Here is a 13724-nt window from a genome sequence, read left to right as displayed (position 1 = left end):
GTGGTCAAATTTATGGAGGATCGCCAATGTCGTTCTTTGAGGGCATGGCCCTGGAGACGGTGGAGATCGGTGCCGGACCGATGCGCCTGCGTCACGGGGGCAGCGGGCCGCCACTGCTGATGGTCCACGGCAATCCGCAGACCCATGCCATGTGGCACGCGGTGGCGCCGCGGCTGGCCGAGCAGTACACGGTCGTCTGCCCGGACCTGCGCGGCTATGGCGGCTCGCACAAACCGCCGGCGACGGCCGACCATGCGCCCTATGCCAAGCGGGCGATGGCCCGGGATCTGGTCGACCTGATGGCGGCGCTGGGTCACGACCGGTTCCGGGTGGTCGGCCACGACCGGGGCGCGCGGGTGTCGCACCGGCTGGCGATCGACCATCCCGACCGGGTGGAGAAGCTGGCCTTGCTCGACATCGTTCCGACCCTCGAGCATTTCGAGCGGGCCGATATGGCCTTCGCCATGGGTTACTATCACTGGTTCTGGTTCGCCCAGCCCCACCCCTTCCCCGAAAGCCTGATCTCGGCGGCACCGGAGACCTGGTTCCGGGCCCACACCAACCGCGAGCCGAAGGATGACGGATTCTTCCATCCGGATGCCCTTGCCGATTATCTCGCCGCCGCCCGCGACCCGGAGATGATCCGCGGCATGTGCGAGGACTACCGCGCGGCGGCGACCATCGACCTGGTGCACGACCGCGAGAGCCGGGAGGCCGGCGACCGCATCCGCTGCCCGCTGCTGGTGATGTGGGGCACCAAGGGCAAGATCGGCCAGTGGTACGACCCGGTGGCGATCTGGAAGCAGTATTGCGACGGCCCGGTCGCCAGCGAGGCGATCGACACGGGTCATTACCTCGCCGAGGAAGATCCGGACGCCACCCTGGCGGCGCTGGTGCCGTTCCTGGTGGGGTAAGACCACCTATCCCCCTCCGTCTTCTAAGTCTTCCCGGACTTGATCCGGGATCCAGGGAAGCCGCGCGCTGAGACTTTTGGGAGAGTCGTCCAGTACTCCAGCGGCGACTTCTCTAGATCCCGGATCAAGTCCGGGAAGACGAGAAGGGATGAGGGAGGAACAACAGCCACCCACCCTTCCCGCTTGTGCCCGCCCGCCGGAGCGGGTCTGATATCGACAGGCCTCCCTACGGTGACCGGTGCGATGTTCCGATACCTGCTGATCGTCCGCTTCGTGCTGATCAATGTCGTGGCCGCCGCGCTGCTGACCGGTGCCTACCTGCAGGGCTGGCTCGACGCGGTGATCAAGGGCGACCTGATCGAACTGTCGCTGGTCATCGTCGCCGTCTTCTCCTACGGCTTCCTCTATTGCGCGATGCGTGTCGGCCAGACCAGCGGCGAGCTGGACGAGCTGCGCAACGCCGAGCCGGGCGCCGACACACCCTCCGCCCAGTATCTCGAAAAGGCCCGCTTCACCCACGACCGGGAGAGCCCGCGCGGAGTGCTGCGCATGCGGCTCGGCCGGCGGATCGCCACCGTCCGGCACGTCGCCAATAGCCTGGTCTTCCTCGGCCTGATCGGCACGGTGATCGGCTTCATCATCGCGCTGTCCGGCGTCGATCCGAGCCGGGCCGCCGATGCCGACAACGTTGCCGACATGGTGGCCACCCTGATCTCCGGCATGTCAGTGGCGCTCAACACCACCCTGGTCGGCGCGGTGCTCTATGTCTGGCTGATCGTGAACTACCGGCTGCTGGCCAGCGCCACGGTCGACCTGCTGACCGAAACCATCGATCTCGGCGACGGCGGCTAGGGTCCGGCCATGGAGGATCCGTTCGACGATTTCGAGGAGGACGGCACCGACACGGTCTTCCGCGACGTCATCATGCTCGCCCTGATCGGCTTCGTCGCGATGGTGATCATGCTGCTGCCCCATATCAGCCGGGAGAAGCAGGAGACCAAGGACGACAACGCGCCGGGCAACGTCATCGTCGAGATGCACTGGCCCTCGGACCTGGAGAACGACGTCGACCTGTGGGTCAAGGCGCCCGGTGAGGGACCGGTCGGGTTCTGGAACCAGGGCGGGGAGATCTTCAACCTGCTGCGCGACGACCTGGGCGCCATCGGCGACGCCACCGACGAGAACTACGAGGTCAGCTACAGCCGCGGCATCCCGTCCGGCGAGTACATCGTGAACGTCCACATGTACGGCCCGCCGCCCCAGGGCCGGGCGATCCCGGTCAAGGTGGTGGTCAGCGTGAAGAAGCCCCGGGAGGAGACCCGGCAGATCCTGGAGACCACCGTCGAGCTGCGTCGCTACAACCAGGAGGAGACCGCCTTCCGATTCCGCCTGTCGTCGGAGGGCGATCTTGTCGAGAACAGCGTTAGCACCCTGCGCTATCCCCTGATCACCGGCAACTAGCGACGCCGGACAGGGACACCCGGAGGACCGGATGGACAACCTGATCTACGTCTTCGCCATCAGCACCGCGGTCGCCGCGGCCCTCGCCAGTCTGGCGATCTGGGCCCCGCGCCTGCCCTGGGTGCGGATCAGCGCCGTCACCGTCGCCACCCTGCTGATCCCGATCAGCTACATCCAGTTCGTCGAGTTCCTCAGCCGGCCGAAGCCGCAGGAGATGGAATGGATGCAGCGCAACGCCGACGCGGCCGAGGTGCTGGCGGTCAGTCTGGCCGAGGGCGAGGCGATCTACATGTGGCTGCGGCTGAATGGCGAACGGGAGCCGCGCTATTACAAGTTCCCCTGGGACCTGCGTCTGGCCGAGAAGCTGGAGGAGGACATCGACACGGCCATGGAGAAGCAGGGCAAGCTGGTCCTGCGCAATCCGTTCGAGAACCGCCGGCCGGGCGATTTCGGCGACCTCAACGTGGAGATCGTGCCGCCGCCCCTGCCCCCGACCAAGGCGCCACCCTCCATGCCGCGCTTCCACAACCCGCGCGATCTCCGGATCTGAGAGCTGGGGATTGGGTCGAGGTAACCGTTCGAAACATCCGAAATATATAAAAGTCTCGAAATCTACCCGCGGTTTCGTTACGATTTAGTAACGCGAAGCACCTAGAAGCGACGCGTACCGGCCAAGCGCCACCGGTGGTCCGTCACCGGGTCGTCGGCGCGGCTCTGTCGGCTTTGGAGACGGCACCATGGGGCAGCGTACCCGCGAGGACTACCGCAGCATCACCGGCCCGGAAAAGGCCGCTATCCTGTTGATGTCGCTTGGCGAACAGCAGGCGGCCGCCCTGTTCGGCCAGATGGACGATGAGGAGATCAAGGAGATCTCCCAGGTCATGGCCGGACTCGGCATGGTCTCCTCGAACATCGTCGAGCGGCTGTTCGTCGAGTTCGCCGAGCAGGTCTCCTCCACCGGCTCGCTCGTCGGCTCCATGGATTCGACCCAGCGTCTCCTGGCCAAGGTGCTGGGCGAGGACCGGGTGGAAGACATCATGGAGGAGATCCGCGGTCCCGCGGGTCGCACCATGTGGGACAAGCTGGCGAATGTCAGCGAGCAGGTCCTGGCCAACTACCTGAAGAACGAATATCCGCAGACCGTGGCCGTCATCCTCGGCAAGATCAGCCAGAGCCACGCCGCCAAGGTGCTGGCCACCCTGCCCGAGAACTTCGCCATGGAAGTGGTCATGCGCATGCTGCGCATGGAGGCGGTCAACAAGGACATCGAGAAGGATGTGGAGCGGGTGCTGCGCACCGAGTTCATGTCCAACCTGGCGCGCACCAACCGGCGCGACAGCCACGAGATGATGGCCGAGATCTTCAACAGCCTGGATCGCGCCACCGAGAGCCGCTTCCTGTCGGCCCTGGAGGAGCGCAACAAGGACAGTGCCGAGAAGATCCGCTCCCTGATGTTCACCTTCGAGGATCTGAACCGCCTCGACCCGGCCGGCGTCCAGACCCTGCTGCGGGCGGTGGACAAGGACAAACTGACGATCGCGCTGAAGGGCGCCTCGGAGGAGCTGCGCGACCTGTTCTTCGGCAACATGTCCGAACGTGCCGCCAAACTGATGCGCGAGGACATGCAGGCGCTGGGCCCGATCCGTCTGAAGGATGTGGAGGACAGCCAGACCGCCATGGTCCAGTCCGCCAAGGACCTGGCCGACCGCGGCGAGATCGTGCTCGGCGGCTCCAGCGGCGACGACCAGCTGGTCTACTGATCGGCCGGTGCCGGGGTTATCGGCGGAGGCAGACGGCCGGCGCGGAATGCGGCGGCCAAATCTTCCACCGTCCGGGCAACCGTCGCGACACCGCTTTCGAAGTCGAGCATCTGTTCAACCTGCTCCGGCATGCGCCCGCCGACCTTCCGTCGCAGAGTCTCGTCGTCAATCAGCCGGTCCAGCCGATCGAAATAGGCGTCCAGATCCACCGACAGATCGTCGCTTGCCAGCAGCGTCGCTCCGTCGCCGGTCCTCAGGCTCAGGACCGGACATCCGACCGCCATCGCCATGGCGATACCGGTGCCGCCGCCCTGACGGTCCGGGTTGAGGACGATATCGCAGCCGCAGAACAGTCCCGCGAGATCCTGCGCAAAGCCGATTGTGTGAACCCTGTCCTGGACCGGCAGCAATTCGCATCCGATCAGATCGGACCGATCGCCGCCGCCGACCAGCAGCAGGTGCACCGTAGGCCGCGCCGCCATAACCTCTGCGAGGCGCTTGGCGAAGGCGCCCCGCAGTTCCTTGACCAGCCGCGTGCCCGCGATCGCCAGGATGCATGACGCGTGGGGCAGGATCTCCGCGCGGCTCATGCGCACGATCGGGCGGGGGATCCGTGCCCCGGTGGCGCCGAACACGGCCCGCTCCGTCAGATGCCCCGGCCACCGGCCTTCTGCGACCAGGTCCCACAGTGACGCCTCGCGCCATTCACAGGCGAAGCGGTCGAGGGCGCCCACCGGCGCGCCGCTACCGGTCGGCATGAGGAAGATCGGCACCCGGCCCGCCAGCAGCCCCTGCACCGGCGAGGCGTCGCCATAGGCAATCACCGCGTCTGGTTCAAATTCAAGGATCTGCGCCGCCGTCAGCAGCGGCTTGCGGGCCTGTCCGTCGTCCATCAGGTTGCCCGTGAGGCCGATTTCCAATCCTTCGAATTCGACGTGAGGGACCAGGAGCTTATCGGCCGGAGCGTTGTACATCGTGGCCACCGCGACCGGCGCGGTCGGGCGGAAGAAGCTTGGACCACCGACGAAGATCCGCACCTGATAGCCGTGATCGCGGATCAGGGCGGCTGCCAGTTCCAACACCCGCATCGTCGGCGCATGCGCGCGGCCGACCAACGGCGCAGCCAGAATGGCGATCCGGCCGGTTCGCTCCGCCGGTTGACGCTGCGCCGTGAGCCGTGCCCGGTCCGCCGGCTCCATCGCCGTCTCCAGGCGCTGTTGCCACCGGGCGTGTATCGCCGTGAGGAGATCGTGCCGGACCTGGAAGAGCTCCATGTTGCCCGATCCGATCGCCCGGCTGATCGAGAATTGCAGGCCGGCAAAGGCGTGCGGCTCGATGGCGTCTCGATCCAGAAGGTCGCGGATCCACCGAACCGCCTCTTCGGTCCTGTCGCTGAACAGCAGCAGGAGGGTGGCCCAGAACAACTGGCTGTCCGGCGGCCAAGTCCCGATCTTGGGCGCCAGTGCGGCAAAGATCCGCTCCCTGACCGCGGCGTCCAGTTGTCTGGCGTTGAACAGAACCTCGCAGAGGCGGGCCCTTGCGCCGTGGGACAGGGTCGCGCTCGTGACGATCTGTTCGACCAGCGGGATCACCCCTGTCCCGGTCTGGGCGAGCCAGAGCTTGATATAGGCCGCAGAAAGATCGATCGCCCGTCGTCCGAGACCGCCGATCCGCTCGGCGCGACCCTGGGCGTCGGCCACCTGATGGATCCGGATGGCCCATTCGATTCCGTCCAGATTGTCCGGCCATCGTTCGCAGAACGCGTCGATCGCGGCACCCGCTGCGTCGATCTCCCCTTCCGAAAACAGAAGCGCTGCCTGTGCCAACTGACAGGGCGCGGTGTCCTGCTCGGCGGGCGACGCCGCCTGATAGCACCGTCGCGCCTCGACAAGGTCTCCGAGGTTCAGCGCCTGCCAGACCGCGGCGACATCCGACCCCCCAGCGAAATGCGTATCCGTTTTCGTTTCGCGCACCGAGAGCTTCATTGGGCAACCGTTCAGGGACCACATCGTGGGCAGACGATCGTGACGGATCGGCGTGCCCGCGAAATCTGCCACGAAAATTTCTGGCACAGCACACTTATACAGGGACTTGCCGAAAGTCGGCGACACTCCGCGGGACTTGGCTCCCGTTCGACCTCTAACGGTCCGGCCAGCATCCTCGCCATCGCGCGATGCTTCTGGCATAGTCCGCGGCCCCGTTCCCCCCAACGGAAGATCCCATGGCCCCCGCGCCCAACACCGCCAAGCGCCTCGACACCCAGGTCGATGGCGCCTACAGCATCGACGTCTCCAACGTGGACGCCACTGTGCTGCTGCGGATCACCGCCATGGCGTTCCGCCACCGCTGGCGCATGTCCGTCGCGGTCCTGACCACGATCCTGGGCGGGCTGTTCCAGCTCATGGTGCCGCAGTATCTCGGCCAGGCGGTCGACCAGGCCCAGGGTCTGCTGCGCGATGCCGCCGCCGGGGTTTCGGATCAGGGGGCGGCCGAATCGGCCCTGATGACAAGCGCGCTGCTGTTGCTCGGGGCGGCGATCCTGCGCGGCGTGTTCACGATGCTGCACAACTACCAGGGCGAGGCCGTCGGCCAGCTCATCGGCTACAAGCTGCGGCTCGACTACTACCGCCAGCTCCAGCGGCTCAGCCTGTCCTGGCACGACCGGGTGCATACCGGCGACCTGATGACCCGCGGCATCCTCGATATTGAAGGTGTGCGGCTCTGGGTCGACACCGGAATCCTGCGCAGCGTGTTGCTGACCGTGCTGATCGGCGGCGGCGCCGTCGTCCTGTTCCGAAACGATCCGATCCTCGCCTGCGTCGCGCTCAGCTTCGTGCCGATCGTCGGCATCCGCGCCTCCATTGCCCGGCTCAAGCTGCGCGACACCTGGATCATCATGCAGGACAAGATGTCCGAGCTGACCAACGTGATGGAGGAGAATCTCGGCGGCATCCGCGTGGTCCGCGCCTTCGCCGCCCAGGCCTTCGAGCTCAGCCGCTACGATCGGATCTCCAGCGAGGCGCTGGCCATCGCCAGCCGACGCGTCCGGCTGTTCGTGCTCTCCACGACGCAGATGACCTTCGTCTATTTCCTGGCGATGGGCCTCACCCTGTGGGTCGGCGGCACCAAGGTGGCGGCGGGCGAGATCACCCTTGGCCAGCTCACCGAGGCGCTGGCCTTCATGCTGATCCTGCAGATGCCGGTGCGGCAGATCGGCTGGATGATCAACTCCATCGCCCGGGCCTCCACCTGCGGTGGCCGGCTGTTCAACGTGATCGACCTGGAGCCGTCCATCGCCGACAAGCCGGGGGCGAAGGACCTGGCGCTGAGTGAGGGCGTGGTCCGGTTCGAAAATGTCGATTTCAGCTATCCGAGCTGGGCCAAGGACGACCGCACGCTCGCCGGCATCGACCTGGAGGCGCGGCCGGGCAAGATGATCGGCATCGTCGGCCCGCCGGGCTCCGGCAAGACCACCATCGCCCAGCTTCTCGGCCGCTACTACGACGTGACCGGCGGGCGCATCACCATCGACGGCCAGGACATCCGCGACCTCACGCTGGCCTCCCTGCGTGAGACGGTGGCGATCGTGCAGCAGGAGCCGTTCCTGTTCACCGCCAGCATCGACCACAACGTGGCGTATGGCGATCCCTGGGCCGGCCGCTCCAGCATCGAGCGCTCGGCCCAGACGGCGCAGCTCCATAACTACATCAAGGCGCTGCCGAACGATTACGAGACCCTCGTGGGCGAGCGCGGGGTGTCGCTCTCCGGCGGTCAGCGCCAGCGCCTGTCCATCGCCCGGGCGATCCTGCCCGACGCCAAGCTGCTGGTACTGGACGACAGCACCGCCGCCATCGACGCCGCCACCGAGCGGCGCATCCGCGAGGCGCTCAAGGACTACACCAAGGAGCGCGGGGTGATCGTCATCGCCCACCGGCTGTCCTCGCTGATGCATGCCGACGAGATCGTGTTCCTTGAGGCCGGCCGGATCGTCGAGCGCGGCGACCATGACAGCCTGATGGCGCTCGGCGGCCGCTACGCCCAGCTCTACGAGCTGCAGGCGAGAACCGGCGCCGAGCCGAAGACTGTTTCGGAGCCGAAGACTGGGGGTGCGTCATGAGTCCGGTGCAGAACCAGACCGACGTCGCCCGGCGCGACGGCAGCGGTGCCGAGACCGACCGGCCGCCGCTGGCCGTCGTCGGCTCGCAGATCAGCCAGGACGAGGAGCTGTTCGGCCGCGCCTTCGATCCCTGGGTGATCAAGCGCTTCATGGTCTATCTGGCGCCGTACAAGCGCCAGCTTCTGATCGGGCTGGGCTGCGTGCTGGCCTTCACCCTCACCCAGCTCACCCTGCCACTGCTGGTGCGGGCCGCCATCGACCACGCCCTGGCTGACGGGGCGAGCGATCTCGACCTGCTGCAGATCTTCGTCTTCGCCTTCCTCGGCGTCGTGGTGTTGAACTACGCCGCCAACCACTTCATGGAGACGCTGATCGGCAAGACCGCCCAGCGGCTGCTGTTCGACCTGCGCCGGGCGATGTACGCCCATCTCCAGGTGGTCTCCCTCTCCTTCATGGACCGCACCGAGGTCGGCCGGCTGATGTCGCGGCTGCAGGGCGACGTCAACGCACTGCAGGAGTTCCTGGAATCCTCGATCTTCGCCATCGGCGATCTGGTGCTGCTGGTCGGCATCGTCGTGGTGCTGCTCAGCCTGGACCCGGTCCTGGGCGGGCTGACCCTGTCGGTGCTGCCCCTGCTGCTGCTTGTCCGCATCATCTGGCTGCCGCTGGCGCGCAAGGCCTTCATGCGGGCGCGCGAGGCCAGCTCCACGACAAATGCCGCGCTCGCTGAAAACGTCCACGGCATCCGCGCGATCCAGGAACTGCGCCGCGAGGCGGTGAATTTCGGGCTGTTCGAGGAGAAGGCGCGCGAGAACCTGAACGCCCATCTGGCCGCCTCGCGCTACACCAACGTGATGGTGCCGATCGTCGACACCCTCACCGGCTCGGCCATGGCCATCGTCATCCTGATCGGCGGCTCCATGGTGCTCGACAACGCGCTCGATGTCGGCGTGATGGTCGCCTTCCTGTTCTACGTCCAGCGCTTCTTCGACCCGATCCGCTCGCTGACCCTGCAGTACAGCATCATGCAGCGGGCCATGGCCGCCGGACAGCGGATCTTCGAGGTCATGGACGTCGAGGTGGAGGTCCAGGACGCGCCCGACGCGGATGATCCGGCCGAGATCGACGGCGCCATCGAGTTCCGCGACGTCACCTTCGGCTACGAGCGCGGCAACCCGATCCTACGCAACATCACCTTCAAGGTGAATCCGGGCGAGACCGTCGCCCTGGTCGGCCCGACCGGCTCGGGCAAGACCAGCACCACCGCCCTGGTCCACCGGTTCTACGACGTGTGGGAGGGCCAGGTGCTGGTCGGCGGACGCGACGTGCGCGCGGTCACCCAGGACAGCCTCGGCCGGCACATCGCCATGGTGCTGCAGGAGCCGTTCCTGTTCTCCGCCACCATCGAGGAGAACATCCGCTACGCCAAGACCGGCGCCACGCGGGAACAGGTCGAGGACGCGGCCAAGGCGGTCGGCGCCCACGACTTCATCCTGCGCCTGGACAAGGGCTACGACACCCAGCTCGACCAGCGCGGCGCCAACCTGTCGCTCGGCCAGCGCCAGCTCATCAGCTTCGCCCGCGCCCTGCTGGCCGACGCCAAGATCCTGGTGCTCGACGAAGCCACCGCCAGCATCGACAGCTATACCGAGCTGGAGATCCAGCGCGCGCTGGCACGGCTGCTGAAGGACCGCACCGCCATGGTCATCGCCCACCGGCTGGCGACCATCCGCGGGGCCGACCGGATCATCGTGCTGGAGGGCGGTGAGATCGTCGAACAGGGCAGCCACGACGAGCTTATGGCGGCGGGCGGTCTTTACGCCCGGCTGTACCGGATGAACTACGCCTCGTTCGACGATATCCCGGCCGAGGAGGTTGCCAAGGCCATCGCGTCCGGCGAGCGCGAGACCTGAGCGGTTCCACCCTGGCCGCGGGCGCGCGGCGCCGCTAGTCTCCTGGCCCAAGAAACGCGAGGGTTGGAGACGAGCATGAAGTGGAGTGAGCGGCGCGAACGGTTCCGGGCGGTGCTGGACGGCAAGGCCTGTGTCTATCCGGGGTCGGTCTTCGATCCGATCTCGGCCCGGATCGCCGAGGAGGTCGGTTTCGAGATCGGCATGTTCGCCGGTTCCGTCGCCTCGATGACCGTGCTGGGCGCGCCCGACCTGATCGTGCTGACCCTCAGCGAGTTCGCCGACCAGGCGGGCCGCATCTGCCGCGCCTCCGCCCTCCCCCTGATGGTCGACGCCGATCACGGCTACGGCAATGCGCTGAACGTCCAGCGCACCGTGGAGGAGCTGGAGATCGCCGGCATCTCCGGCATGAGCATCGAGGACACCGTCCTGCCCTACGCCCACCGCTCCGGCGGCAAGACCGCTCTGCTCTCGGTCGAGGAAGGCACCGGCAAGATGAAGGCGGCGCTCGCCGGTCGCGTGGACAAGTCCCTGTCCATCTTCGGGCGCACCAGCGCGCTGGCCGTCACCGGGTTGGACGACTGCATCAAGCGGGTGAAGGCCTATGACGCCGCCGGGGTCGACGCGATCTTCCTGGTCGGCGGCACCGAGAAGTCGGACCTGGAAGCCGTCGCGGCCGAGACCGACCTGCCGATCATGCTCGGCGGTCTGCCGGAAAGCCTGCGCGATGCCGACTGGCTGGCGTCGCTGGGCGTGCGGATCTGCCTGACCGGCCACCAGCCCTTCGCCGCCTCGGTTCAGGCGACCTACAACACCCTGAAGGCCCTGCGCGACGGCACCGCGCCCGCCGACCTGCAAGGCGTGGCCTCGGGCGAGCTGATGAAGCGGGTCACCCGCGACGCCGACTACGCGAAATGGACCAAGGAGTTCCTGGAGGGGTGAGACGATGGCAAGGGCCAGTGCGGCGACCTATGGACTGCTCTGCATCCTTGTCGGTGCCGTGCTGGCCGTCCTGTATGTGACCGCGCCGATGCTCCAGACCCTGTTCACCAAGCCCGCGATCAACGACATCACCACCGACCTCGCCGACCCGCCGGCCTTCGTCGCCATCCCTGTACCGCCCTATCCGCCCGACTCCGCCGACAAGCAGCGCCAGGGCTACCCGGAGATCGCCTCCATCACCCTCGCCGCCCCGCCCGGCGCCGTCTTCGAGAAGGCACGCGACATCGCCATCGATATGGACTGGCGGATCCGGGCGGCCGAACCGGATGCGGGCCGGCTGGAAGCGGTGGCCACCACGCCGATGATGCGGTTCAAGGACGACGTGGTCGTGCGCCTGCGCCCCGAGGGCGACGGCACCCGGGTCGACCTGCGCTCGCGGTCGCGCATCGGCCGCCACGACCTCGGCACCAATGCACGGCGCATACAGGACTTCCTCGACCGACTTCAGCGATAGGAGGCCGCCATGGCCGAGAGCGACTTCGACATTCTCGACGACCGGTTCCGGACCCTGGTGAAGACGGCGGCCAATGTGGAACGGATCTGGACCGGCGGGCGCTGGACTGAAGGTGCGGTCTATTTCCCGGCCCTGCGTTCCCTGCTGTGGAGCGACATCCCGAACGACCGGATCCTGCGCTGGGACGAATGCACCGGCGAGACCGGCGTGTTCCGGGGCAATCACGGCCACTACACCAACGGCCACACGGTCGACCGCCAGGGACGTCTGGTGAGCTGCGAGCACGGCACGCGGCGGGTCACCCGCACCGAGCACGACGGTTCCATCACCGTGCTGGCCGACAGCTACGACGGCCGGAAGCTGAACAGTCCGAACGACGTGGTGGTGCGCTCCGACGGATCGATCTGGTTCACCGATCCCGCCTACGGCATCGACAGCGACTATGAGGGCTTCAAGGCGCCGCAGGAGCAGGACGGCGACTACGTCTTCCGGCTCGATCCCGACAACGGCAAACTGACCGTGGTGGCCGACGACTTCCAGCGGCCCAACGGCCTCGCCTTCTCGGTGGACGAGCAGACCCTCTACATCGTCGACAGCGGCTTCAGCCGGTACAAGGACGGCAACCGTCATATCCGCAGGTTCGCGGTCGATGCCGATGGCAGTCTGTCCGGCGGCGAGGTGCTGATGACCTGCCAGACCGGCATCTATGACGGCTTCCGACTGGATACCGAGGGGCGGATCTGGACCAGCGCCGGCACCGGCGTGGAGTGCTACGCGCCGGACGGCGCCCTGCTCGGCCGCATCAAGATCGGCGAGCGGGTGGCGAACCTGGTGTTCGGCGGGCCCAAGCGCAACCGCATGTTCATCGCCGGCACCACCTCCATCTATTCGGTGATGCTACCGGTCACGGGGGCCAAGACCTTCTGAAGCGGTCTCCTCCGACTTCTCCTCGATCTCCTCGGTCTCCAGCGGCTCCTGAGCCACCTCGGAGATCGAGCCCCCCGGGACCGTCGGCTGGCCGGTGACCGTGCGCTCCCGGTGCCAGACATACAGGCCCGCGCCGGCCAGCAGGCAGGTTCCGGCGATGGTCCAGAAATCCGGGTAGGAGTCGAAGGCGAAGATTCCGATCAGAACCGCCCAGATGATCGTGCTGTAGGAGAAGGGTGCGAGCACCGAGGCCGAGGCGAGGCTGAACGCGCGGATCGTCAGGTACTGGCCGGCGGCGTGGCAGAAGGCGATGACCACCAGCATTCCCCACTGGGTGGCGGTCGGCATCTCCCAACTGGAAATCCCGAGCGGGGCAATGACCACCATCCCGCTGACCGTCGACCACACCAGGATCGTCAGCGCCCCTTCCCGGCCGCGCATCGCCCGGGTGATGATCAGCCCGCAGGCCCAGCAGAAGGACGACACCAGCGGGATCAGCATCTCCGGCACGAAGGCCGACGTCCCCGGCCGCAGGATCACCAGCACGCCGAGAAATCCCACCGCGACCGCGACCCAGCGGCGCATACCGACCTTCTCCCCCAGGAACGGGATCGACAGCGCCGTCACATAGAGCGGCGAGACGAAGCCGATGGCCGTCGCCGTCTCCAGCGGCAGGGTGCGCATGGCGTAGACGAACAGGGTGGCCGAGGCGATCAACAGCACGCCGCGCAGGATGTGCAGAACCGGCCGCGACGTGTACAGCGGTCGGTGCTTCCATCGTGCCACCACAACGGGCATCAGGATCGCCGACACCAGCACGTAGCGCAGCAGCGCAATCCGCTCCGGCGGCATGCCCTGGCTCGCCAGCCCCTTGGCCACGCCATCCATGGCGGTGAAGACGAACATCCCCAGCAGCAGCAGCGCGATGCCGAGCGCGGGCCGGTCGGCCGGCACCTCGTCAGCAGGCTGGCCCGCCGTCGACGGCGTGTTCTTATCGCTCATTCATGTCATTCCGGGGCCGGGCGCGCGGGCCAGACCGGTGGCGGGAAGTCGATGATACCCATGACTTTCGCCGCAGAGAAAGTGTCGTGCACGGAATGCACTTCCCGAGTGTGGGGGTAATTGGCTAGATTATAGTTGCCAAGACAACGAATAAGGCCGGGAAACCCGGCCATCGGA

At 66.9% G+C, this 13724-nt stretch carries 12 protein-coding genes; 10 read left to right on the top strand and 2 right to left on the bottom strand.

The window, feature by feature from the left end:
• The first annotated feature begins 26 nt into the window (after nucleotides 1–26).
• From ACOQOP_RS05530 to fliG, 5 genes are all read left to right on the top strand, one after another.
• A complete protein-coding gene (locus ACOQOP_RS05530) occupies nucleotides 27–914 on the top strand; it encodes an alpha/beta fold hydrolase (protein WP_420565324.1) in 888 nt (295 codons plus the stop codon).
• Between the two features lie 243 nt (nucleotides 915–1157).
• Entirely contained in the window at nucleotides 1158–1766 is a 609-nt protein-coding gene (locus ACOQOP_RS05525) for a MotA/TolQ/ExbB proton channel family protein (protein WP_420565323.1), read from the top strand.
• Nucleotides 1767–1775: 9 nt separating this feature from the next.
• Entirely contained in the window at nucleotides 1776–2375 is a 600-nt protein-coding gene (locus tag ACOQOP_RS05520; protein ID WP_420565322.1) for a hypothetical protein, read from the top strand.
• A 31-nt stretch (nucleotides 2376–2406) separates the two neighbouring features.
• A complete protein-coding gene (locus ACOQOP_RS05515; protein ID WP_420565321.1) occupies nucleotides 2407–2925 on the top strand; it encodes a hypothetical protein in 519 nt (172 codons plus the stop codon).
• Between the two features lie 187 nt (nucleotides 2926–3112).
• Nucleotides 3113–4135, top strand: a complete 1023-nt coding sequence (gene fliG / locus ACOQOP_RS05510) for a flagellar motor switch protein FliG (RefSeq protein WP_420565320.1) — start codon at nucleotides 3113–3115, stop codon at nucleotides 4133–4135.
• Here the strand turns inward: fliG and ACOQOP_RS05505 are convergent.
• On the bottom strand, nucleotides 4129–6192 hold the full coding sequence (locus tag ACOQOP_RS05505) for a glycosyltransferase (protein ID WP_420565319.1): 2064 nt from the start codon (nucleotides 6190–6192) through the stop codon (nucleotides 4129–4131). The genes fliG and ACOQOP_RS05505 overlap by 7 nt on opposite strands.
• Before the next feature lie 164 nt (nucleotides 6193–6356).
• On the opposite strand from ACOQOP_RS05505, the gene ACOQOP_RS05500 reads away from it, so the two are divergent.
• From ACOQOP_RS05500 to ACOQOP_RS05480, 5 genes are all read left to right on the top strand, one after another.
• Nucleotides 6357–8252 carry an ABC transporter ATP-binding protein gene (locus ACOQOP_RS05500; RefSeq protein ID WP_420565318.1) on the top strand — a complete coding sequence of 632 codons (1896 nt, stop codon included), beginning with the start codon at nucleotides 6357–6359 and terminating at the stop codon, nucleotides 8250–8252.
• A complete protein-coding gene (locus ACOQOP_RS05495; RefSeq protein WP_420565317.1) occupies nucleotides 8249–10165 on the top strand; it encodes an ABC transporter ATP-binding protein in 1917 nt (638 codons plus the stop codon). The genes ACOQOP_RS05500 and ACOQOP_RS05495 overlap by 4 nt, the downstream gene beginning before the upstream one ends.
• A 75-nt stretch (nucleotides 10166–10240) precedes the next feature.
• Nucleotides 10241–11104, top strand: coding sequence for an isocitrate lyase/PEP mutase family protein (locus ACOQOP_RS05490; RefSeq protein WP_420565316.1), 864 nt, complete (start codon nucleotides 10241–10243; stop codon nucleotides 11102–11104).
• Between the two features lie 4 nt (nucleotides 11105–11108).
• Entirely contained in the window at nucleotides 11109–11618 is a 510-nt protein-coding gene (locus ACOQOP_RS05485) for a DUF1499 domain-containing protein (protein WP_420565315.1), read from the top strand.
• Between the two features lie 9 nt (nucleotides 11619–11627).
• A complete protein-coding gene (locus tag ACOQOP_RS05480; RefSeq protein WP_420565314.1) occupies nucleotides 11628–12545 on the top strand; it encodes an SMP-30/gluconolactonase/LRE family protein in 918 nt (305 codons plus the stop codon).
• Here the strand turns inward: ACOQOP_RS05480 and ACOQOP_RS05475 are convergent.
• Nucleotides 12516–13547, bottom strand: a complete 1032-nt coding sequence (locus tag ACOQOP_RS05475; RefSeq protein WP_420565313.1) for a DMT family transporter — start codon at nucleotides 13545–13547, stop codon at nucleotides 12516–12518. The genes ACOQOP_RS05480 and ACOQOP_RS05475 overlap by 30 nt on opposite strands.
• Nucleotides 13548–13724: the final 177 nt, after the last annotated feature.

The organism is Thalassobaculum sp. (assembly GCF_965223715.1).
In the GTDB taxonomy this organism is placed as follows: domain Bacteria; phylum Pseudomonadota; class Alphaproteobacteria; order Thalassobaculales; family Thalassobaculaceae; genus Thalassobaculum.
Note: the sequence above shows the minus strand (reverse complement) of the source record. Positions and strands in the feature narration are given on the sequence as shown.